Origin of the sequence: Pedobacter yonginensis (assembly GCF_003173595.1) — a bacterium.
GTDB classification, from domain to species: Bacteria; Bacteroidota; Bacteroidia; order Sphingobacteriales; family Sphingobacteriaceae; genus Pedobacter; species Pedobacter yonginense.
This window is the reverse complement of the sequence record NZ_QGNZ01000001.1, coordinates 1,252,800-1,275,638: the sequence shown is the minus strand read 5'-3', so window position 1 is coordinate 1,275,638 and position 22,839 is coordinate 1,252,800. Positions and strand designations below refer to the sequence as shown.

23 protein-coding genes are annotated in these 22,839 nt (G+C 38.4%); 11 read left to right on the top strand and 12 right to left on the bottom strand.

What is annotated here, in order from left to right; all coding sequences use genetic code 11:
- Nucleotides 1–31: 31 nt before the first annotated feature.
- A complete protein-coding gene (locus DHW03_RS05585; RefSeq protein ID WP_109924718.1) occupies nucleotides 32–226 on the top strand; it encodes a cold-shock protein in 195 nt (64 codons plus the stop codon).
- Between the two features lie 114 nt (nucleotides 227–340).
- On the opposite strand, the gene DHW03_RS05580 is transcribed toward DHW03_RS05585, so the two are convergent.
- Nucleotides 341–859: a GNAT family N-acetyltransferase gene (locus DHW03_RS05580; protein ID WP_109924717.1), complete on the bottom strand. Its 519-nt coding sequence runs from the start codon at nucleotides 857–859 to the stop codon at nucleotides 341–343.
- A 124-nt stretch (nucleotides 860–983) separates the two neighbouring features.
- On the opposite strand from DHW03_RS05580, the gene DHW03_RS05575 reads away from it, so the two are divergent.
- On the top strand, nucleotides 984–1,223 hold the full coding sequence (locus tag DHW03_RS05575; protein WP_109924716.1) for a hypothetical protein: 240 nt from the start codon (nucleotides 984–986) through the stop codon (nucleotides 1,221–1,223).
- Between the two features lies 1 nt (nucleotide 1,224).
- Here DHW03_RS05575 and DHW03_RS05570 read toward each other — a convergent pair whose 3' ends face one another.
- On the bottom strand, nucleotides 1,225–1,467 hold the full coding sequence (locus DHW03_RS05570; protein ID WP_109924715.1) for a hypothetical protein: 243 nt from the start codon (nucleotides 1,465–1,467) through the stop codon (nucleotides 1,225–1,227).
- A gap of 65 nt (nucleotides 1,468–1,532) precedes the next feature.
- Entirely contained in the window at nucleotides 1,533–1,943 is a 411-nt protein-coding gene (locus DHW03_RS05565) for a LytR/AlgR family response regulator transcription factor (protein ID WP_109924714.1), read from the bottom strand.
- A 503-nt stretch (nucleotides 1,944–2,446) separates the two neighbouring features.
- On the opposite strand from DHW03_RS05565, the gene DHW03_RS05560 reads away from it, so the two are divergent.
- Nucleotides 2,447–4,021 carry a glycoside hydrolase gene (locus tag DHW03_RS05560; RefSeq protein WP_109924713.1) on the top strand — a complete coding sequence of 525 codons (1,575 nt, stop codon included), beginning with the start codon at nucleotides 2,447–2,449 and terminating at the stop codon, nucleotides 4,019–4,021.
- Nucleotides 4,022–4,230: 209 nt separating this feature from the next.
- Here the strand turns inward: DHW03_RS05560 and DHW03_RS05555 are convergent, their stop codons facing one another.
- From DHW03_RS05555 to DHW03_RS05535, 5 genes are all read right to left on the bottom strand, one after another.
- The gene (locus DHW03_RS05555) at nucleotides 4,231–4,449 is read right to left on the bottom strand and encodes a DUF6965 family protein (protein WP_109924712.1); all 219 of its coding nucleotides are present in this window, start codon (nucleotides 4,447–4,449) and stop codon (nucleotides 4,231–4,233) included.
- Between the two features lie 93 nt (nucleotides 4,450–4,542).
- Nucleotides 4,543–5,346: a S1/P1 nuclease gene (locus tag DHW03_RS05550; RefSeq protein WP_109924711.1), complete on the bottom strand. Its 804-nt coding sequence runs from the start codon at nucleotides 5,344–5,346 to the stop codon at nucleotides 4,543–4,545.
- 60 nt (nucleotides 5,347–5,406) lie between these two features.
- Complete coding sequence (locus tag DHW03_RS05545) at nucleotides 5,407–5,769, bottom strand: response regulator transcription factor (RefSeq protein ID WP_109924710.1); 363 nt, start codon at nucleotides 5,767–5,769, stop codon at nucleotides 5,407–5,409.
- Between the two features lie 150 nt (nucleotides 5,770–5,919).
- Complete coding sequence (locus tag DHW03_RS05540) at nucleotides 5,920–6,657, bottom strand: SDR family oxidoreductase (protein ID WP_109924709.1); 738 nt, start codon at nucleotides 6,655–6,657, stop codon at nucleotides 5,920–5,922.
- A 64-nt stretch (nucleotides 6,658–6,721) separates the two neighbouring features.
- Nucleotides 6,722–7,609, bottom strand: coding sequence for a helix-turn-helix domain-containing protein (locus DHW03_RS05535; RefSeq protein WP_109924708.1), 888 nt, complete (start codon nucleotides 7,607–7,609; stop codon nucleotides 6,722–6,724).
- A 136-nt stretch (nucleotides 7,610–7,745) separates the two neighbouring features.
- On the opposite strand from DHW03_RS05535, the gene xth reads away from it, so the two are divergent.
- The 4 genes from xth to DHW03_RS05515 all read left to right on the top strand — a co-directional run bounded on the left by xth (nucleotide 7,746) and on the right by DHW03_RS05515 (nucleotide 12,730).
- Nucleotides 7,746–8,516, top strand: coding sequence for an exodeoxyribonuclease III (gene xth, locus DHW03_RS05530; protein ID WP_109924707.1), 771 nt, complete (start codon nucleotides 7,746–7,748; stop codon nucleotides 8,514–8,516).
- 180 nt (nucleotides 8,517–8,696) lie between these two features.
- Nucleotides 8,697–9,380: a DUF4142 domain-containing protein gene (locus DHW03_RS05525; RefSeq protein WP_109924706.1), complete on the top strand. Its 684-nt coding sequence runs from the start codon at nucleotides 8,697–8,699 to the stop codon at nucleotides 9,378–9,380.
- Between the two features lie 20 nt (nucleotides 9,381–9,400).
- On the top strand, nucleotides 9,401–10,000 hold the full coding sequence (locus DHW03_RS05520; RefSeq protein WP_109924705.1) for a hypothetical protein: 600 nt from the start codon (nucleotides 9,401–9,403) through the stop codon (nucleotides 9,998–10,000).
- A gap of 255 nt (nucleotides 10,001–10,255) precedes the next feature.
- On the top strand, nucleotides 10,256–12,730 hold the full coding sequence (locus DHW03_RS05515; RefSeq protein WP_109924704.1) for a PAS domain S-box protein: 2,475 nt from the start codon (nucleotides 10,256–10,258) through the stop codon (nucleotides 12,728–12,730).
- 73 nt (nucleotides 12,731–12,803) lie between these two features.
- On the opposite strand, the gene DHW03_RS05510 is transcribed toward DHW03_RS05515, so the two are convergent.
- On the bottom strand, nucleotides 12,804–13,418 hold the full coding sequence (locus DHW03_RS05510) for a Crp/Fnr family transcriptional regulator (protein ID WP_165825362.1): 615 nt from the start codon (nucleotides 13,416–13,418) through the stop codon (nucleotides 12,804–12,806).
- A 175-nt stretch (nucleotides 13,419–13,593) separates the two neighbouring features.
- On the opposite strand from DHW03_RS05510, the gene DHW03_RS05505 reads away from it, so the two are divergent.
- The 3 genes from DHW03_RS05505 (at nucleotide 13,594) to DHW03_RS05495 (ending at nucleotide 17,598) form a co-directional block, all read left to right on the top strand.
- Complete coding sequence (locus DHW03_RS05505; protein WP_109924702.1) at nucleotides 13,594–13,902, top strand: hypothetical protein; 309 nt, start codon at nucleotides 13,594–13,596, stop codon at nucleotides 13,900–13,902.
- Nucleotides 13,903–14,028: 126 nt separating this feature from the next.
- On the top strand, nucleotides 14,029–14,625 hold the full coding sequence (locus DHW03_RS05500) for an FMN-dependent NADH-azoreductase (RefSeq protein ID WP_109925023.1): 597 nt from the start codon (nucleotides 14,029–14,031) through the stop codon (nucleotides 14,623–14,625).
- A 441-nt stretch (nucleotides 14,626–15,066) separates the two neighbouring features.
- Nucleotides 15,067–17,598 carry a beta-L-arabinofuranosidase domain-containing protein gene (locus tag DHW03_RS05495; protein ID WP_240618471.1) on the top strand — a complete coding sequence of 844 codons (2,532 nt, stop codon included), beginning with the start codon at nucleotides 15,067–15,069 and terminating at the stop codon, nucleotides 17,596–17,598.
- A 53-nt stretch (nucleotides 17,599–17,651) separates the two neighbouring features.
- On the opposite strand, the gene DHW03_RS05490 is transcribed toward DHW03_RS05495, so the two are convergent.
- Entirely contained in the window at nucleotides 17,652–18,923 is a 1,272-nt protein-coding gene (locus DHW03_RS05490; RefSeq protein ID WP_109924701.1) for an Hsp70 family protein, read from the bottom strand.
- Nucleotides 18,924–19,038: 115 nt separating this feature from the next.
- Nucleotides 19,039–19,401: a response regulator gene (locus DHW03_RS05485; protein WP_109924700.1), complete on the bottom strand. Its 363-nt coding sequence runs from the start codon at nucleotides 19,399–19,401 to the stop codon at nucleotides 19,039–19,041.
- Nucleotides 19,402–19,604: 203 nt separating this feature from the next.
- On the opposite strand from DHW03_RS05485, the gene DHW03_RS05480 reads away from it, so the two are divergent.
- Entirely contained in the window at nucleotides 19,605–19,802 is a 198-nt protein-coding gene (locus DHW03_RS05480; RefSeq protein WP_109924699.1) for a hypothetical protein, read from the top strand.
- A 32-nt stretch (nucleotides 19,803–19,834) separates the two neighbouring features.
- Here DHW03_RS05480 and DHW03_RS05475 read toward each other — a convergent pair whose 3' ends face one another.
- Complete coding sequence (locus DHW03_RS05475) at nucleotides 19,835–22,363, bottom strand: ATP-binding protein (protein ID WP_109924698.1); 2,529 nt, start codon at nucleotides 22,361–22,363, stop codon at nucleotides 19,835–19,837.
- Nucleotides 22,364–22,839: the final 476 nt, after the last annotated feature.

Here is a 22,839-nt window from a genome sequence, read left to right as displayed (position 1 = left end):
CATTTTATATATTTGAGAAAAATAAAAGATAATGCAAACCGGAACAGTAAAATTTTTCAACGAAACCAAGGGCTTTGGTTTCATAAAAAGCAGTACAGGAGAAGAAGTTTTTGTACATGCTTCAGGATTGGTACACAACATTAAAGAAGGCGATGAGGTAACTTTTGAGCTGCAAGATGGCAAAAAAGGTGTAAACGCAGTTGATGTTAGAATCGCGCTAGTATAAATCAAAAAGCTCCAAAAGCAAAATGCAGTTAGATTATCTCTTGCTGCATTTTTTTTGCCTAATGGATAAGGGCGGAGAGAGACTTGAATTGTTCTGATAAATCAGCAAATTCAATTAAGCTAAGCGTTTTTCCATTCCGATAAGCACAATATGCTCCTGTTTCGGTTCGCCGAAACGCCCTTCAATATCTTCAAACGCAATCGATTTACCAGTTGCAATATATCCATGTCTTTCGTACCAAGCGATCAGTTCTGTTCTACTGCTAATTACGGTGATGGCAATCCGGTTACATCCATTAGCCAAAGCAAATGCCTCGGCTTCTTTCAATAAAGCCTTTCCAATACCTTTCGCCTGATGGCTTGGCGAAACTGCAAACAAACCTAGGTAAAGTTCTGGTTGCTTAATTTCTAAATAAACACTTCCTAAAATTGCCCCATCTGCATCGCAATACTTTAGGATGCATACCTTTTCATGGTCTAAATAGCCCTCAAGCGTTTGCTCATCAATGCGAATGCCCCCCAAAATTTCAGCTTCGGTCGTCCAGCCTTTTTTTGATTCATCACCACGATAAGCGCTGTTAATCAGTTTTTGTAATTGTGGTATATCTTTATCATTCGCTTTGCTAATCGACATTGTATTTTGTTTTAAGGAGCGAAAATAAAATAAATTACGCAGTTCGGATTCAACTAAACAAAAACAAATTTGAATTTTCTCTCAACTATTTAAGCCCAACATTGTTCTTCCTAAAAATTAAGCGATGATTGAAAAAAAACAACTCCTATCCGAAAATCTTAAAGACTTTATGGACTATTCGTTAGAAGTAATGAACAGTATGGATGGCGCGGCAGACCATAATGCAAATGAAGTTGAAATGGTTAACGACAAAATCGATAACCTTAAAGAATATTTGGAAAATTTAAAGGCATCATATAACGAACATACCCAATATGGGCACGATTCGAGTCAGGATGCCCCGATAAGCGATATCGTTTTATAATCTATTCACCCTTTTCGTAGCGTTTGTCTCCTTCCTCATCTTCATGCACAATGAGAGAATCGGGCCTTGCACCAGCAGGGTTCGATCCTGTTCCTGTAGTTTTAGGCGTATTGAGCAAATCGTTGTTGTTTTCAGGCTTTGGCTGGATGTCGTCGTTCCCTAAAGCTTTTTGATTAAGTTGTTCCTGATCTTTTCTTTCGTTGCCATTTTCTAGGCCTGTATTCTTGTTTTCTTGATTTGCCATAACTAAGGGATTTATAAAGAAACAAGAATTAACTCGGAAGGTTTAATGAAACTGCTTTTTTTGATTCATGAATGTTTTTTTTTACCCAATAAATTTTTGCTTCGATCTCTTGCTATAATGCTGTTAATGGTTTCTAAAAATTGATCGAAATTAAGTGGCTTAACCAAAAAGCGATCGCCCTCCGCAAAAGCATCCATAGCGTAATTGCGATGTGCAGTTATAAAAATTACGTAGGCAACCTTCTCCCTTAGCATTCTGGCAATATCAATACCCGAAACGCCCATTTCAATATCAATTAGAAGAAAATCTACTTTCTCAAATTTCCAGAAAGCAGCCGTGGCATCCAGTGGGTCAGTAAAGCTACATTTAAGCGCTAACTTTTCCGTTAAAGAAACATAGTGCTCTAAAATATGCACCATTGCTTTGTCATCATCAATAATCACACAACTGTAAGCTGCTCTTTTTGAGCCATTCATAAGGATTTGATTTGGGGTTTTCGATGTTAAATATACTGGAATAGTTTTTTTTGAAAAAAATCATTTTGTTCATTTTTTAATAATTGTTTCTTGAATGAACAGGTTATTTACAAATTTTAGGTTTGTAATTATAATGCATTGGTTTACAGCACGTATTTTCTGTAAAAAAGATGAGAATTGGTTTGGAAAAGATTCGGTTTTGGTATGCATAAATTCTTTACAAAAAATATTTGGCGAAAATAATATCGGATCGCATTTTTTGAATTATATTTAACCCTGGTGACGATATATCTCCTGATTTGGGTCTGGTTTGCTATTTTAAAGTTGCGGTGAGAGGTAACATTAAGCTATGATTTTATAAGCAAAAAAGACTAACACCTGGTGTCCAATCTAGATGGTACTTCAAATCCCAAAGAATGTTGCAGGGTGCTTATGCACCCTGCATTTTTTAAGGTAAAATTTTCTGTCCACAGAAGATTCTAAAATCAAATCTCCTCCCTTAAATGAAAACATCAATCGTCCTATTCTTTGTATGTATAATTCAAACATTCAATGGTTTAGCTCAGCAGCCAGATTCTGTAATCTACATCAAGGTCGATTTCAAAAAGAAAATGCAGGTAATCGAAAATATTGGTTCATCAGGCTGTTGGTTTTCTGAAGGTATCGGAAAATATTGGCCCACTGAAAAAAAGGAACGCATTGCAGAACTGCTCTTCAGCAAGCAAAGCGATGAAAATGGGCAGCCTTTAGGCATCGCACTCTCTGCTTGGAGATTTAACATTGGCGCTGGTACATTAGAACAAGGCGATAAAAGCGGAATCAAAGATTTCCGAAAAAGATCCGATTCATTTTTAAACTCAGATGGTACTTACGATTGGACAAAACAAGAAGGCTATCGCTTTTTTCTGCAAAAAGCCAAAGATTACGGCGTAGAAACGCTAATTGCATTTTCGAACTCACCTCCAGTACAATACACCAAAAACGGACTTGGTTTTAAAACCGAAAAGGATTATCAATCGAATCTTAAAGCCGATTCATATATCGATTATGCCAGGTTTTTAACAAATGTAACCAAACATTTCGACGAAGTGGGTTTTCATTTCGATTATGTAAGCCCGGTTAATGAGCCTCAGTGGGATTGGTCGCGCAAGTATATGGAGGCAGATCAGGAAGGAAGCCCTTGGACAAACGACGAGATTTTCAAAATAACCAAAGCATTAAACGATCAGTTTGAAACAGCAAAGCTGAAGAGCAAAATTATCATTCCAGAAGCTGGAATGTTAAACTATTTGTACAACGGTTCTGGCAAGGCATCCAACCAAATCCAGCAGTTTTTTGGTCAGAAAAGCCAATTTTATATAGGCAATTTAAAACATGTTTCAAAAACCATTGCAGGGCACAGTTACTTTACCGAAGGCAATAACGACGAATTATTAAGCACACGCCAACACCTGGCCGATACCGTTAAAAAGTATAACATTCATTTCTGGCAATCAGAATATTCGATGTTAGCAGACGGTTTTAAAGAAGGGCAAAAAACCGATCGCACGGCAATGGATTGTGCCTTATTCCTTTCCAAAGTTATTCATACCGATTTAACAGTAGGCAATGCCACGGCTTGGCAGTTCTGGAATGCCTACGAACCTGGTAGTGCCACCATGAATACACGCTATTACCTCATCGCCTTGCAACCAGATCCCGATTTTAAGAATGGAAATTTTACACCCACAAAAAACCTTTGGATTCTTGGTCATTTTAGCCGTTTTGTTAAACCGGGCATGACAAGACTCTCAACAGAAAACAAAACGGATTCGAAAACAAGATCAAAGGATAAAAATCTGCTAACCGCTGCATTTGTTGATGGGGCAGGAAAGTTAGTCACTGTTGCAATCAACTATGGCTATGTTGCACAACAAGTAAAAATTGAGAGGATGAATACCTTACATGCCTATAAAAAAGGCACACGCTATCTTACCACATCCGATGAGCAGGTGAATTTGCAACCAGAAAAAATCGACGCGTTAAACAGTCAATTGTTGCTTCCTGCACGTTCAATATCAACCATCATTTTTGAATAAAATTAACATTGAACACTTTAATCATCAAACCTTGGTGTTTGATTCCCAGATATTGTGGATAACAAATTGAAGTCTTAACCATAGTCGATTTTTAGAATGCCAAATAACATTTTGCAGCCTAAAAACGATGTTACGAGCGCCATTTCGAACATGAACTTCGTGCCTTACATTTCTTATGAGCTTCGAGGGAAAGAATCCGAAACGGAAAATTACGCGTTAGATTCTATCAAAAGTTTTAGTGCCTTTAACCTCCATAACAATGGTTGGTTTACCTTACTCGTGGGGTTGTGCTTAAGCGGTGTAAAATGACTTTCCAAAAAGTGTTCATAATCATTAATCTGCGTGGCCGGATTCAGCATCAATGGGATTTCGGGTTTTTCGGCCTTCGCAAAGAATTCTTCAAGTTTTTGTATGTCGGGGATGCTCATGCTGCAAAGATAGGGAATTTTGAGGGCTGGTGATTTCAATAATGCATCTTTCCATCACATTATATTTAACCCATGCACCCCTTTCAACAGGATTTAATTTTTTTCAGAATATGATATGCCATGCTTAAACAATTTGTTTAAAACACCAGCCAAGCGAATACCCGCCATTTCCATGCGTTGGTTTGCAATGCCGATATTGGCTTTATAATAGTCTTCAGTTAAAATACTACCCGATGGGGTGGAAGCATAAATCTGACTGCTAATTTGATAACTTTCAAAAATCCAGTCCATCGGTTTTGCACGTTGCCATTTTCTAATTTGGCGGCGAGAAACCGAGTCGTTTTCAGCCATTTGCTCAATGCTTAAGTTTTGATAGTCAATTAATTTACTATCCCAAAGCGAGTGTAAATTTGTACCCTTACCCATAAACTGTACTTGTATGGTATTGCCGCCTTTATCTTCTGCCCGGCTAATGTGCATCGGTTGATGGACATCACCAACCAAGTGAATGATAAATTTCAAAGCCTCAATTTTCTTTGCCTTCGATTCATTGGGATTTTGCAATAGCGAAAGATTTAGATTGTATGCCTGAAACAAATTTTCCACCTGAAGATGTTCAACCGAATCTTTAAGCTGCCCTTTGTTTAAACCAAGAGGTAAGTTGATGAAATGCCAATTCCCTGTGTTTTTATATTCTGGCTGATTTCGGATTTCATCTGCCCAAGTACTTGCATCTTGAATTGATTCGTTGCCAAGCAATTCTTTAACTGCAGCTTTTGCTTCCCCACTCAAGTGCCTATCCGCAATGCTAGCAACGGTTTTATGCCCTTTAAAACCCCAAGAAATTATTATAATTGAAACTATTAATAAAGCAAAAATGCTTAGGTATTTCTTCATGCCGCGAAGATAATCATCTGCTATTTTGTTTGGGTTAAGTTGTGATAATGTTACAAGAATCTAATTTGATACGTATTTTTCCACCCGATTGGCAAAATCATTCAAATCAAAAGGCTTGTTGATGAAGTCTTCTGCATCGCATTTGGATTTTACATCATTCAAATGATTGTTGGCAGACATCATCATAACCGGAATTTGATAGGTTTTAATGCTGTGCTTCAATTGGTTGCAAATGTCCAATCCATTGCCATCGCCCAGCATGATATCTAGGATCACCAAATCGGGCATATGCTCCTGCATTTTTTGCCAAAAGTCTTTGGTGCCAACGCAAGTCCTCACATCGTAAAGTTCTTCCGTAAGCAAAAACTCTATAATTTCCCGAATGCTTGGGTTATCCTCAACTACATAGATGCACTTTTTCATAAGCTTCTATTTTGATGTTCTGATAATATAACCCAATTGATGGCTAGAAGTTTAGCTTAATTGTTAACAATTGCGGAGTTGTTAACTTTGCTCAGATATAGATGGGAAACCAATCCTAGGAAATAAGCTAGAATTGGTTTTTATACGCGTTTACCAAGGGCTTATTCCTGTATCAGGCGCATTGTCGTCACTATAGAATTGACCACTGGGCCCATCGTCTGGTAGAAGGGCGGCCTTAACTACCCGCGCTGCGGCATCTGGCACGGTACCTGGGCCAGAATGGTTATTGAAATCGGTAGCGGTATAGCCTGGATCAACGGCATTCACTTTGAAAGCGGTATCCTTTAAATTATTGGCCAAAACAATGGTATAAGCATTTAGAGCAGCTTTTGATGCAACATAAGCTGTTGGCTTTACTGCAAAATGTTTCCAAGATGGGTCATTATGTAAGGCCAGTGAACCCAATCCCGAAGTCACATTCACAATTCTTGGTGCTAATGAGGCATTCATTAAATCGAAAAACGCCTGCGTTACCGCTATTACGCCAAAGAAATTGGTTTGAAAGACATCCGTAAATACCTTCATATCAGTTTCTAAGGCATTTTGAGGCATCGCCCCTCCAATGCCTGCATTGTTAATCAACACATCCAAAATCTTTATTTTTGCTCCCAAAACTTTGCGGGCGTTTTTAATTGATTCCAAATCATCCACATCAATTTGTATAGCTTCAACCTGCGTTAAACCTTCGGCATGGAGCTGCTTAATCGCATCCTCTCCTTTTTTAAGATCGCGGCAACCTAAATACACATAATATCCCTTTTCCAATAATTGTCTGGCTGTTTCAAAGCCAATGCTTTTGTTAGCACCTGTTATTAATACTGTTTTCATGTCTTTTTTTTATAATACAAAGCTACCTGCACAATTTTTATTGGCGGTAACACATCCAACTGTTTTAATGGTACATTTCACGGATTTGGTTTCGATATCCAGCGGGCGTTGTGGAGGTTTCGCGTTTAAAAAAGCGATTGAAATAAGAAGCATCTGAAAAGCCAAGATCATAAGCGATTTCTTTTGATGATTTTGCAGTGTGAAACAACAAACGCCGAGCTTCCAATACCAATCGGTCGTGAATGTGCTTTATGGCCGGTTTTCCACTTTGTGTTTTAACCAACTCGCTTAAATGGCCTGCCGAAATATTTAACATAGAAGCATAATCGCCCACCTCATGGCATTGCTGAAAACACTCATCTATTTTTGCGTGAAATTTTTTAAGTATAATCTGATCACCGACACAATCACTAACTTTGAACTGTTCGGTATAGAGTTTACTCAAATACGTTAGTAATAGGCTTAGGTAGGCCATCAGCATACGCTGTTGCCATTCATTGGGTTGCTGGTATTCTGCATTAATTTTGAGCAATAAATCTTCGATAAAACCCAAATCTTTCTCACTAAGCAAAAGCTCATGACCATTTTGAACATTTTGAATAAGTGGAAGACTGAGCAGCGCTTCACCACCATGTAAAGAGACAAATGAACTGGTAAAAGCCAAGCCAGTGCTCCAAAGTTCCTTAAATTCTTCTTTAACAATTATATTTTCTGGTCCTGAAAAATAAACGGTATTGTCTTTTAGGATGAAGGGTTCGAGATCTATCCATTGGCGAGTGCCTGCTTTCCGAACCAAAACAATTAAAAAATGATCTTTTCGATGAGGGATGAGCAATTCCGTTTGCTGAGGTAACGTGCCTGTAAAGTTATAAACCCTAAAATGTTGATTTCCAGTTTCATCGGGTTCTAAATGATAAATGGGAAAGTTATGGGTGGCGGTAGGGATTTGCATCAATCAAAATTAGGATTTTTCTCCTGTATTCTTCATCAATAGAAATGCAAATTTCCAAGCAAAATAAATCCGTTACTTGTTAAGATTTACAACAAAGCAAAAATTTTATTTAGATATTTGAAGGATAGGAAAGATTATGAGAATAGCAACTTACAATGTAAATGGTGTTAATGGAAGATTGCCTGTGCTTTTGCGCTGGCTAGAAGAAGCCCAGCCCGATGTGGTTTGCTTGCAGGAGCTGAAAGCGCCGCAAGAAAAATTTCCGGAACAGGCCATTAAAGATGCAGGCTACAATGCCATTTGGCTTGGGCAGAAAAGCTGGAATGGTGTCGCTATTTTAGCACGTGGACTGGAAATAAAAGAATTAAGGAGAGGATTGCCAGGCGACCCAGATGATGAACACAGCCGATACATCGAAGCCATGATAGAAGGAATTGTGGTAGGCTGTTTGTACCTGCCTAATGGCAACCCTGCCCCAGGCCCAAAACTAGAGTACAAACTGCGCTGGTTCGAACGCTTACAATTACACGCTGCAAAATTATTGAGCTACGATTTACCGACCGTGATTTGTGGTGATTATAACGTAATGCCAACAGAACTAGACGTGTACAAACCCGAACGCTGGGTAGATGATGCCTTGTTTAGACCAGAAGTTAGGCAAGCCTTTAAAACCTTGGTAGATCAGGGTTGGACAGATGCCATTCGGAAACTATACCCAACTGAAGTGATTTATACGTTTTTTGATTATTTCCGTAATGCTTATGGCCGGAATGCTGGATTGAGAATTGACCATTTTTTGTTGAGTCCGCATCTAGATAAGCGACTAAAGTCTGCAGGAGTAAATTTAGACGTTCGCGGCTGGGAGAAAACAAGCGACCATGCACCAGTTTGGATTGAGATTGACTAAAAAAACAAACCTAGAAAGCATTTAATCTCCAAAACAGACAAATGCTTAAAGGTTTGTCAATTCCTTTACCTTTTCATTAAATAAAAAACGATCCAAAACCCCATCACTTCCAATTCGCTCAATTTCTCGAAACCTTTCTTTGCTTAATCGGGTTGTCTATAAGTATTTAATAGATTTCCTATGAAAAATTATTTCTCACGAGCGGTGTTCTTTGTATTCGTATTGTACAGCACAATACCAGCAAGAGCTAAGTCAACCGAAAATAGCATTCAGGCGTATTCAATTAACCCTGTCTATCAAGATAACATCGCCCCGGATGTATTCATTAACCAGGCTGTGCTTTACGGAATGAAAGCCATTCAGATGGGTGGCTTAGCCTCAAAAAAAGCTACAAACCCAAAACTTAAAGCCATTGGGGAAATGATGATTGATCAGTACAGCAAGTCAAATCAAGAACTGATTGCACTAGCCAAAACTAAAAACATTGCTTTGCCTATGACTAAGCCACAAGGAGGGCAACGACCAGATGGACGGGTAGATTCAGCCCCAGAAAATCTTCGTGATACATCGAGAAATCAAAACCAAGGGGAGGCAGGCAATTCAGGAACCATAAGCAAAAGCAGCGCCAACACCGAAATGGTGCTGACTGACAGCGATTTAACTCAATCAGTAGAGTCACTCAATAAACGCACAGACAAAGCCTTTGACGAAGCTTACATAAATGCCACCACTCGAAACTATAAAGGCCTAATCGCGCTCTACGAAGCAGGTGCAAAATCAAAAGATAAATCAATTCGCAGCTTTTCAAGCAAATCATTACCCGCTATAAAAAAACAATTGGCAGAAATTAGTCAAATCAAATAGGTTGAAATAAATCACATACCATGAATGTAAAAGCGTTGTTGCCTGAACAAAAGGTTGGAAAACAATCTGATATAGAAGAATCTAGAACGTTTCCAACAAATGAAGAGGCACAACAATGCTTTGATCTAGCCAAGGCCCGATTATTGGATGTATCGAATTGGCATGTCATCAGCAAAATAGAGGCAAGTGCTTTTTGTTTGGTAGATGCAACAAATAGCAAGGTGCAAAGAGGCCCTCAAATAGGCGATTTTATAAGAATTGATGTTCCCGGGCCTGGAACTAAGGCCGGAAAAGGCTTCGATTGGGTTAAGATAGAGCACATGGAAAACCACCAAGAAAACGCCGACCATATTTTTACTATGCGTGCTCGTCCCGATACAGCACCAGCAACTAATGCACACGAAACGACCCATTTTTTCAAATCAGAAGCCACATCTAATTTTATAGTACGTAAGCACGGGTTAACCGTTTCAGCAGAAGTGCATGGCCGTAACGAACTTCCAAATACAGAAGCCGATCATCTTATCGATAAAGCAAGAAACTTAGCGGTTGCAACAGGTAGTTTTTTAGGCTTCTCAGTAGTGCAATGGAATTTATTGGTAAAAGGAATTTTGAGTTAATATTCTCAAAAAAGCTTACTTAAAGTCGTCAACAATTTCCCCGTATTGGTTACTTTCAATCAATCTACAAGTATTTCTTAACGAGCATTTTGATCGCAAATACTTCAGTTATGGCCATCAACGGCGTACTTAAGATCAAATCTCATCCGTTTCAAATTTCTGTCATTCTTAAATCAAAAGGCAAACCTATTGCAACTTTTTTTGTTGTGGGTTTAGTATTTTTTACCTTTACGTTTTACATCCCATTTAGTTTCAATGAGTAAGTCACCCCATCTGCTAAGTAACGAACAACTAATCGAAGTTTTTAACTTAACACCTACAGCTACTGCAATACACGTTGGTGAAACTGCGGTTATTCAAAATGCTAACAATGCAATGCTTGAAATATGGGGCAAAGATAAAAGCGTGATTGGGAAATCTTTAGAGGAAGCCCTTCCAGAACTAAAAGGCCAGCCTTTTGTCGAAATGTTCAGGCGGGTGTGGAATGAAGGACTTATCATCTCCGGAAAAGATACTGCCGCCGATTTAGAAATAGCCGGAAAAGTTCAAACTTTTTATTTCGATTTCGAATATCGAGCCATAAAAAATGATGCGGGTGAAACCATTTGCATATTACATACCGCAGTAGATGTGACAGAACGCTTCTTAAAGCAAGAAGCCATAGAAATGGCTCAAGAAAAAGCGCTCGCCCTGCAAAGAGAGCAGGCGCTTAACGAAGAACTTGCTGCAACTAATGAAGAGTTGGTAGCAACCAATGAAGAGTTACAAGAAACCCAAGAAGCCCTTTCCGTTTTAAATAGCGAACTAGAAGACCGTGTAGAAACAAGGGTAAAAGAACTGATGGAAAGTGAAGAGCGCTTTAAAAATATGGCAGAAGCCACTGATATTTTTATTGCCGTTGGCGATGAACAGGGGAATGGCACTTATTTCAACTCCACTTGGACGGAGCTTACCGCAAGATCAATGCAAGATTTATTGGCTTTCGGCTGGGCAGATTTGTTGCATCCAGATGATCGCCAAAATTATATCAACATCTATTTATCGGCATTAGAATCTCAAAAAGAATTTACAGGAGAATTTAGAATTTTAGCTAAAGATGGCAACTACCATTGGCTATTGGCCAAAGGCTCGCCACGCTTTAGGGCAGATGGGGCATTTCTTGGCTACATCAGCTCGTGCATAGATATTACCGATCGTAAATTATACGAGCTAGAACGCCAGAACCTAAACTCACTTATAGAAGCCAGTGCCGAATTTATCGGGCTTTCCGATTTGAAAGGCAATATCGAATACTTGAATCCCAGTGCCATGTCCAAACTTGGATGGGCAACCTATAACAATCGGACCATGATGGATTGTGTCTATCCCGAAGACAGAACCCAAGCCGAAAATATTTTTGAAGAATTGATTAGCAAGGGTAACGTAAGTTATGAAATTCGCTTTTGGAATGAGCAAACCGAAATTCCATTTTGGATTGATTGGAATGGTTTTTTCATTAAAGACGCACTTAGTAACGAAGTAATTGCGCTTGCAACCGTAAGTTCCGATATTACGGAAAGAAAGCTATACCAAGAAGAATTACAAGCCATAAATGAAGACCTTGCCCTTTCAAACGAAGAATTGGCAACCACTAACGAAGAACTTGCGCAAACGCATGATGACCTGATTCAATACATTAATAAACTATCAGAGAGTGATGAAAAGCTAAGGCAAGCGATTGATACGGGCAAGATGGGTACCTGGAGCATTAATCCGGTAACCATCGAAATTACCGCCTCTCCATTTGTCAAAGAAACACTCGGCATAGCAATAGATGAGCCCGCAACGATGGAAAAAGTTATGGAAGCCGTCAATCCAAAATATCGTGGAATGCTTACCGAAGCTTTAACCAATGCTTTGGAAAATTACACGCCAAGTGAGAACGAATATCTAATTAACAACCTCATTACGGGTGAGGAAAAATGGGTTAGGGCAACAGGAAGGGTGTTTTTAGATAAGGAAGGGAATCCTTTAGAATACTCTGGTTTATTCATGGACATTACAGAGCGTAAACTCGACGAATTGCGTAAAAACGACTTCATCGGCATGGTAAGCCATGAATTGAAAACCCCATTAACCGCCATCAACGGTTTCGTACAAGTATTGCAACGCAAAGCGAAGCTGGCAGATGATGCCTATGCCGCAAATGCACTCGATAAAGCCGCTAATCAGGTAAGGAAAATGACAACCATGATTAATGGATTTTTAAATGTATCCAGATTAGAATCAGGAAAAATACTCATCGAAAAAAGCACATTCAAATTGGATGAATTGTTAAAAGAAGCAATCGATGAAACTTACATCTCTCAATCCACTCATTTGGTAAACTTAGCCAACAATTGCGATGTAGAAGTTTTTGCAGATAGAGATAAAATTGGGAATGTGATTTCCAATCTTATTAGCAACGCGCACAAATATTCTGCAAACGGAAGCCGTATTGATGTGAGTTGTGCAATTAAAAATGGAGAAGTAATCGTAGCAATTAAAGATGAGGGCATTGGCATTAATACTGATGACGCCAATAAGCTTTTTGAACGATACTACCGAGTAAAAGGAAATCATACCATTTCCGGTTTCGGTATAGGCTTATATTTAAGTGCCGAAATTATTTATAGGCATAACGGTAAAATTTGGGTAGAAAGCGAATTGGATAAGGGATCTACTTTTTATTTTACAATCCCTATTAATTAATCTTACTCCAGCTTTAAAGAGGAGGGAAGAATGCGCAATCACTTCCTTCCCTCAAACACCATATCAAATTGGGTCAAGCCGCGTCTGTTTTCGACCGTACCATTTTATTTCTGATTCTGCTTAAGGTTTCCATACGCATGCCCAAATAGCTCGCAATATATTTGAGCGGAATTTGTGTTATCCCTTGCGGACTCATTTCCACAAATCTTTCATATCGTTTTTGAGCAGAAGGAATTCTCGCCAATATGGATCGCTCTGAAGCTTGATGGTATTTCATAGCAAAGATAATTCTACTCAAAATGTTCGTTTCCGGAAATTGCAAGTATAATTTATCGATAAGTTCGTAAGGAATGGCCAACAATTCACAATCGTCCAAGGCCTGTAAATATTCTATGGATGGCTTAACCGTCTGGCTAGGATCGCGAAAGGCGCCAATAATTTCTTTCCCGAAGCTAAACCAAGTGCTGATATCTTTACCATCTTCCTTGATAAATCCCCTCACCATGCCACTATTTACAAAAAATAGATAGTTGTTTGGCTCCAATGGAGAGAGCAGGAATTTATTCTTTTTAACCTGTATGGTAAAAGTTTCGGCAATCAGCGTATCAATAAAACTTTGTGTAATGGGCTGTATAGCATTGAAATAGCGTATCAATTCTATCTGTGGTAGAGCTTGTGGGGATGGCATTGTTGTTTGGTTTTGCATCTATGTACGATAAAACTTATTGGAATGGTTTTTCAAACTGCATGAATTTATCCATAAATGTTTAATGTGTCAAGTATGGTTAAAAATCCATCAAAATTGCTTAAATTTAAAAACACCTCTAAAAATGGAAATCCCATTTTTCTAATCCCACCAGAAAATGTTAAGCAAAGAACAACATGCGCAGGCAAAATCTTTCCTGTCAGAATTAAATAACGCCCGTTATGAATACAGTTTCAGTAGTGAAGATTCATGGTCTATAACAGAATGTACCAGCGCTCAAAAAGCAACAATCGAAAAGGAATTTTATCCGGTGCTCTTTGTCCAATCTGGTTTTGAATCGCTACCGGCATTTTCGAACTTGGTTTCCTCATTACTAAACAAAACGCCAGAAAGTGATTTAGTCCAATCCAATCCATCCAAAGAAAGAATTTTCTTGGTTGCCTACTGCTTGAACAAAAAAGCTTAACCCTAACTCAACCGGTATCCGTCACTTGCCATCACTATCCTAAACGATAGCGCTATCCTTTGGTATAGTAGTATCTTTTTGATCTTTGCTATGGATAATTTTACAGCTCAAAATAAAATTATTTATATGAACATATTACACATCATCTCAAGCCCACGTGGTGGCGCTTCATTCAGTATTAAACTTGGCAATGCCGTTATAGAAAAGTTACAACAGGCCAATCCATCTTCAACATTAAAAGTACATGATTTGACCAATAAGCCCTTTCCTCACTTAGAAGAGGTGCATTTGAATTCATTTTACACTCCCGCAGAACAACACAGTGCAGAAATGACTGAAGCCATCAAGCATTCCGATCAAGCCATTGCCGAACTTTTAGCGGCAGATACAATCGTAATTGGTGTTGGAATGTACAATTTTAGCATTCCCTCAACCCTAAAAGCATGGATTGATCATATTGCCCGCGCAGGCAAAACCTTCAACTATTCTGCAAACGGACCAGAGGGATTAATCAAAGGAAAAAAAGTGTATTTGGCAATTACTTCAGGCGGCATCTATTCTGAAGGACCAATGAAAGCATATGATTTCACAGAATCTTATCTAAGAGCAGTGTTAGGCTTTATGGGTATCACAGATATCACCGTCTTTAGAGCTGAAGGCGTTAATTTCCCCGACCTAAAAGAAGTTGCACTCGATAAAGCTATTGAGAGCATCGTTCTCTAATACAATAACTTGCAAGGCAGAAAGCTTGCCTTGCAAGTTCTTTAATTTTAACCCAAATTTATGGCATTGCCATTGTCGAAGTGAGGCATTTCTATTGCTTAATAGGCTATTGCCAACCAAAATCACTTTTATTTTTTCTCTTCTCGGATTTTAGTCTTAGGTTCATTAGGTGGTTCAATTTTTAAATTTAGCTAATTTTCTTTTTTTGGATTTTGTCTTAGGTATCTGAGGTTTCTTAGTGGGTCAATTTTCAATTTAGCGTACCAACTCTTGCACATACTTTTCTCTTTTTAGATTTTTGTCTCACGTTTCTGAGCTTCCTTAGGTGGATCAATTTTCCAACACATCGTATATCCTCTGTTTTGAATCAAGTAAATCGATTTAATTTGAATTATAAATATTATTTTAGCACTTAATACACCAATCGAAACCAAATATTTTATGCCTAATTTTTATAGTTATTTCACCAGCAAAATGGTTGCTTTGTCCTTTTTTGGAATAACCTGCACAACTGCTGTTTACGCGCAAAGTACAAACTACACTTTCAACAAAAAGCCTCTAGATCAAAATGTGTCTGTACAATTACCCTTAGGCAGCATAAAAGCCAAAGGTTGGTTGCTAAAGCAATTAGAATTGCAAAAGGAAGGGGCAACGGGCATGGCAGAAGAACTCTACCCAGAGGATGATAACTTAGGGAAAAATTCAGACTGGCTCGGTGGAAAAGGATCTGGTTGGGAACGCGTACCCTATTATGTAAAAGGTTTGGTGGCACTGGCCTATACAATAGATGATTTGGGCTTAAAGAACAAGGCGCAAAAATATATCGACTGGACCTTAAACAACCAGCAACCAAGCGGATTATTTGGCCCACCAAAAATGAAAGATTGGTGGCCGCGCATGCCTATGATGTATGCATTGCAAAGTTATTATGAAGCCACAAATGATAAACGGGTAATCCCGTTTCTAACAAAATACTTTAAATATGAACTGGCCAATCTCGATTCCGATCCTTTAAGAGAGTGGGGGAAAGCCAGAGCAGGCGACAATATGGAAATTGCCATTTGGCTGTACAATAAAACTGGAGATCAAGCCCTCTTGGCTTTGGTAGAGAAATTAAAGAACCAAGCTTACCCTTGGACCGATATTTACACAAACAACCAGTTCTTCTTTTACGGAGACGATTTCCAACCCAAGCACATGGTTAACGTAGCGCAGGCACTCAAGCTTCCAGCCGTTTATGCACAAGCCAATGCCTTACCCATTTACCGCAATGCCATGGCGAAGGGAATTGAACACATTATGCACGATCATGGTCAGCCAGAAGGTTTAGGGTCTGGAACAGAGTTCTTGGCAGGGAGGAGTTCAACGCAGGGGGTAGAAACTTGTACCGTTGTAGAGTGGATGCAGAGTTTGGAAACTGCAGCGCGGATTCTTTCTGATGCCTCTATTGGCGATCAATTGGAAAAGGTGGCTTTTAATGCCTTGCCCGCACAATTTAGCCGCGATTTTAAAAACCATTCCTATTACACACTTCCCAATCAGGTGCATAGCGTTGATGGAGCGCAAGGCTTTAACCAAGATTATAGCACCGGCATTATTTCCAGTCCGTATTCAGGTTTTGGTTGCTGCCGATACAACATGCACATGGGTTGGCCATATTATGTTAAAAATAGTTGGGTGGCCACCCCAGATGGTGGTTTGGCTGTGGTGAGCTATGGCCCTATGGATGTGGAAGCATTGGTAGCCAATGAACAAAAGATTAAAATATCGGAAAACACCAATTACCCATTCAATGAGCAAATTAAGCTAGGCATCGCCGTAGAAGATGGAACGAATTTCCCACTTTCCCTGCGCATTCCATCTTGGTGCACCAAGCCACAGGTTAAATTAAATGGCATTAATCTAAATGGTGTCAAAGCTGGTCAAATGTATAAAATTCAAAGAAATTGGAACAATGGCGATCAAATTGAACTAAACTTTCCAATGGAAGTTGAAACACAAACAGCAGTAAATAATTCTGTGAGTATAACCCGTGGCCCAATAGTTTATGCCTTAGAAATGCAATCTTCAAAAAAAACGATAAAAAATCATAAAGTGTTAGGCTTCTCCGATTATGAAATCATACCCACCTCAGCGTGGAATTATGGTTTGATTTTGGGTAAAGGCAAAATAGATAACATCAAGGTAGAGCAGGGGGTAATGCCAGAAAATCCTTTCGATGGAACCAATACACCAATAAAGTTAAAGTTAAGGGCAAAGCAAATTCCAGCCTGGGGATTAGCCTACAACAAGGTTTCAGCCTTCGATGTACCTTTTAGCCCAGTTTCATCAACAGAAAAGGAAGAAGACATTACACTTATACCTTACGGAGCAGAAAGCATTAGATTAACCTGCTTTCCAGTAATTGGAGAACCAAAAAAGGCCATTAAAAGTCTGGATGAAGATTTTAGCCAAGCGATGCCTACAAACTGGGTGTTCTACGGTGGCGGTTGGTATTGGAAAGAAGGGGCCATACATTCGGCTTCCAACTCAAGTTCGGGCGGCTATGGCATACATGGGTCAAAAATAGTTGCAACGGGAACCAATTTTGCTGATTTTACCTATCAAGCCAAAGTAAATGTTAATACCGCTGGAGATGCTGGATTAATGTTTAGGGTGAGCAATCCTGCCATTGGTGCTGATGCTTACCAAGGATATTACCTAGGTTTAAACCCAACAACAGGGAATATAGAATTGGGTAAGTCCAGTAATCAAAAATGGATTGTTATCCGTTCTGTAAAATATCCCGTTAAAGTAAATAGCAATTACACCTTAAAAATAGTCGCGAAGGGCAATCAATTTGATGTTTTTATTGATGGGGCAAAACAACCTATTCTTTCAGCTACCGATAGCGAGTATGCCACTGGCTGCGTCGGACTTAGAACCTACAATGCACAAGCAACATTTGATGATGTAAAAGTTAGAAATCTATGAGTTAGTAATTTCAGGAAAATAGTAAAACTAATTTAATTATTATCACAGCCTTGCTAATTATTTTCAAAGAGGTAACCGCTGTAAGCCAAACCCTTAGCAACACTTTTAAAGTTATCTCCCGCATTTAAAGTTAAATGTGGGAACTTGCTTTTGAAGATATTTTGGACGGCAACCACCATCGATGTGCCACCGGTTAAAAAAAGACTATCAATAGCTTTGCTATCGATGTTGTTTTTTAACATAAAGTGATCCAGATAATCGCTAATTCTTTGAATGTCCTTTTCAATAATTTGCTGATACTCCATTCCACTTACCTGTTCATCAATCTCAATTTCCATGTTTGAATATTGAAAAGAAGCAGAATCAAGGCTGGATAAGGTTATTTTTGTTTTTTCTATCGCTTGAAATACCGAGTACCCAAGATTATGATCCACCAGCGTAATGAGGTTCCTAAACTTTTTATCGTTGTTAGAATAATAATAATAATCTTCCATATCTTTTTTAATTCTCAAACCATTAAAAAAGTTCATCTTATCCCAAGAGCATATGTTGGCAAATAAGGATTTTGGTACATTGAGGACTTTTCCCGGAGTAGCCTCGTAAAGGGTATTTTTACCAAAATGGGGTGTCCCGCGCTCCCACATAAATGCAGAATCGAAACTATCGCCACCAATGTAAATCCCGCCAGTTGCCATCATATCGTCCTTTCTATTTTGGCTTCCCACTTTCTCAGGATCTAAAACCAAATAAGTAAAGTCTGTAGTTCCACCACCTAAATCGGCTACAAGCACATTCTCTTTTCTCTGCAATGTTTTTTCGTAAGCAAAAGCAGCCCCAATTGGTTCAAATTGAAACTTAACTTCCGTAAAACCGGCCAGCTGTGCAGCCCTACTTAAACGTGTTTGGGCGAGCGTATCCTTTTGAGTATCATCATCATCAAAGAAAACCGGCCTGCCAATAACTGCTTTTTTACAATCCTGACCAATAATCTGATCGGCCCTTTCTTTAAGCTCGATTAAAATAAGCGAAACCAAATCGGAAGCATTATAACGTTTATTTTGTATTCTGGTTTCAATAAAGCTGCTTCGGGAGAGGATTTGTTTTATGGATTTTATGAAACGACCTTTCATACCATCATTTAGGTAGGCTGAAATGGCCGATTCGCCAATTACATACCTCTTTTGGTTAGACAGCTCCACATTTTCTGGAAAATAAATTAAGGATGGAATGATAATCGTATTCACGATTTCCTTTTTATCTTCGTCGTAAATGGCTAGGGCTGAATTGGTTGTGCCAAAATCAATTCCATACAAAAAGTTTTTCATCGCAAAAAAAGGGCTAGGTAGAGTCTAAAATATTGGGGCGACGAAAGTATAAAAAAAACGGTAAAAATGGAAACGATCGAGAAGATTCAATTCCGCGCACAAATCGTAAAAACGATTAGGATGCTTGCAAATATTGATCTACTATATCAATGAAATTAATCAAATCGAAAGGTTTTTCGATAAAACCATCTGCACCGCAAGCTCTTGCAATTTCTCCAATCTTTTCATATCCCGATAACAATAATACAGGAACATGAGCCGTGTTCGGATTTGATTTGATTCTTCTGCAAATTTCACTTCCGCTTTCAAATGGCAAGAATTCTTCGATAATTAGCAATCGGGGAAATTCTTTCTCAAACTGTAGTAATATCTCCCCGTTACTTGCATTTATCACATAGTATCCGCCAGCTTCAATAATCATTTGCATGGCCTCCAAGATCGTTGTGTCAGTTTCTATAATTAGTACGGTATCTTGCATATTCTATAGCTTAAGTTGACGCCTAGATAAACAAAACCTTTGCCAAATCACATTTCACCTATCTGGTTATGAATCAACAAATAGCGAGATACACATCGAATAGAAATAGGGCTTAATTTAAAAAAAATGAGAATAGTAGGATTACTTATACGAAGTAATTCTACAAAATTTACTATTATTGCCACGTAATTTACTATCGGCAAATGAATAGTTTCAGAAAAGGGCAAATTGTTGACTTGGATTTTAATTCCAGTCTTGGAACCATAATAGATGAGAACGGTCAGGATATTCCGTTTGAGCTAAATGATCGCTTAACAGATATCGCCATTAATGCGGAAGTAGTCTTTCAAATAGAACTTAGTCAAAAGGGATTGAGGGCCGTAGAGATAGCGGTTTCTTAGCACAAAATTTGGAAGGGGAATCTAAATTGTATTTAGTTCATTTCATTCTTCGTAGCAGTTGCTCCAATTAAAGGAATAATAAAATAAAATGTAGAGCCTTTTCCCACTTCGCTCTCCATCCAAATTTTTCCCGAATGTTTTTTAATAATTTCTTCACAGATATATAAGCCTACACCGAAACCCGCAATCGTTTTTGTGTTCGGCTGGTCAACCCTAAAAAAGCGATTGAAAAGTTTAGCCTGGTCTTCTTTGTGGATCCCAATGCCCTCATCTTCAATGCTTACTTGCACGAAATTCCCGATAATTTCACATCTGATGGCAATCAGTGAATCTTTTCTTGAATATTTGGCGGCATTGTTAATTAAATTATTCACCACAGTCCCTATTTTCTGTTGATCAGCAAAAACGTTAATCCTTTCTTCATCAATAACCTGTATAAAATGGCTTGGCATCAAAATTCGGCATTCTTCAGCGACAGATTTTATCAATGCGATCAAATCGAAGTTACTTTTATTGATTGTGATGTTTCCAGTTTCCAAAACAGAAACATTTAAGAATCCATCAATCATCCCAGACATTCTTTTCAACTGTATGCTTACTTTGGTTAGTGTTTCATCGGTAAAAGTATCTCGGTGCGGGCTAAGTTTGTATTGAAGTAACTGTACATAGGCGCTGAGCGATGTGAGTGGTGTTCTGAGTTCATGGCTCACCATGCCGATGAAATCATTCTTACGAACCTCATCTTCTTTTTGTTGCGTAATGTCTAAAACTGCCCCAGCAATATATTGAGCCTTTCCTTCTAAATCGTAATAAGCTTTCCCTGTAGATCGGAGCCATTTGAATTGGCTACCCCCAATTGAATTAATTTTGTACTCGATGTTAAATGCCACACGATTATGCAAGGCCTTCCTAATACTTCCTGTGAGATATTCAAGATGTTCATCCGCAACCAACGATTTTGCCAAATCCAAATCTAGCCTACCCGTGTTTAAGCCATGAATTCTTTGAGCACGTTCTGAAAGAATCAGTTTTTTAGAAACCAAATCAATATTCCAAGAACCCATGCTAGAGGCATCCATAGCCAGTTTCAAAATATCTTTGGCTTTTTCAAGCTCCTTTCTATAATTAACCTGTTGGGTAACATCTTTAATGATAACCAAAATACTAACCACCTCGTTCTGCTCATTTTTTAAAGGTTGGTATATGGTGTCATAATAGCCCTCCATAACCAAAGTAGAAACTTTTAAAGCATTGATGTAGAGTGGTTTTCCGGTTTTAAAAATATTTTTTAACTGATTTAGTACTTCTTTTTGCGGAGCCACTTCTGGTCGGGCAATTTCCTGGGGTAAGCCAATCACCTCATCTCTTGTTCTTCCCCAAAAGGCCAGAATGTTATCGTTGGCAAATTCTGTGATGAGCTCCGGCCCTTGCAAAACACACATCCCTAAGGGTGCTTTTTCAAAAAAGCCTCTAAATCTGTTTTCACTTTTATAAAGCTCATCTAAAATTTTTTCTAAACTATTTTGGGCAGTGGCTAAAGATGCATTGCTTTCTATAAGATCTGCATTACTAATTTTTAGCTGTTCGTTAATGTTGGATAAAGATGTGTTGAGTTTCTCTACCTTTTCTCTACTCAAAACTTCTTCAGTAACCTCAGATGCAACAACCATAATACTATCAATTATCCCATCTTCATTTTTCAGCGGAAAATTAACAAAGCTGTAATACCCCTCCTTAATTTCACCATTTTTTTTCAAAAAAACTTTCGAGGCCTCACCATAATAAGGTTTTCCTGTTTCAAAAACTTCCGCCAATATTTTTGGGTAAACTTGATCGGCTAATTCGGGTAGCGAATCGATAAATGGAGATCCTACAATTGCATCCGATTGATCAATAAGTTCGAGCATTTTGGTGTTAGCCAGCTCCAGAATATGGTTTTTTCCTTTTAAAACCGCGATACCAACAGGCGCCTCGGTAATCATATATTTGAGTCTGGCTTCGTTTATTTTTAAATCTCTGGTTCTCTCTTCAACCCGTTGCTCTAGTTCTTGATTCACCAATAGAAGGGCCTGCTGGGCTTGGTTTAACTCTTCATTAGTGGCCTCCATTTCCTCAAGGGTGGTGGCCAGTTCTTCATTTAAGTTTTGTTCTCTAATTAAAACCTCAATACTTTCAGTTTCAACCCGAAGTTTTTGCTCATAAATAATCACAATAACATGTTCAACAGGCAATTCGCCATCCATTACAGGGATGAGTTCCAAAGGCCATATACTCTCTTCTGATTTGGAAAAAATCGGGTTTAATTGTAAAGTGATTTTTTCTTTGAGCTTAACGCAAGCCGATATGCGTTCGAAGAACAATTTCCTACTTTCTCTATCAAAAAAATCAGCCGGTTTAAGAATTTCTTTCGCCCTAACCAATAGCGATAATCGCTCTAAAAGATTTATGTACGCTTTGTTTTGATTAATCAATTTTGGCTCCTGCGCAACATGCAGAATACATGTTGGATTTGCTGAATGATCCAGCAAAGTTTTCAAGAAAACGTCAGATAATAAATCCATTGATAGAGACTGCGTTGGTTTATTAAAATAACTGTCAGAAGTAAGGATGATAACAATTATAATTATCACAATTTACGAATAATTATTATAAAACTTTCATTCAAAGTAACAATCCGATTTCATCAACGCTTTTCCTTTGCAAACGAGGCAAGCCAACACAATTTGCTGAGAATTAACATATTTGATATAGCCACAATGTATGCCTCCATAATTAAAATTTAGGGTGACTTTTATCCTCGCACTTTTAAGCCGAAATCAAAAAATATTCAAATCCAACCGTATATTTCCCGTCGATTTCGGTATTTATACTTTGAATTAATCAGACAAAATCGAGCTTTTCACTGCTCCTCGTCTTAGTAAATTGCCATAATACATGTAAACTTCTCATACAAATGCCTCAATATTAAGTAAATGTTAAAATTTGCAATTATTTTCACAGTTGTAATAGATTGAAATTCAGTTCATTGATTTTTGTC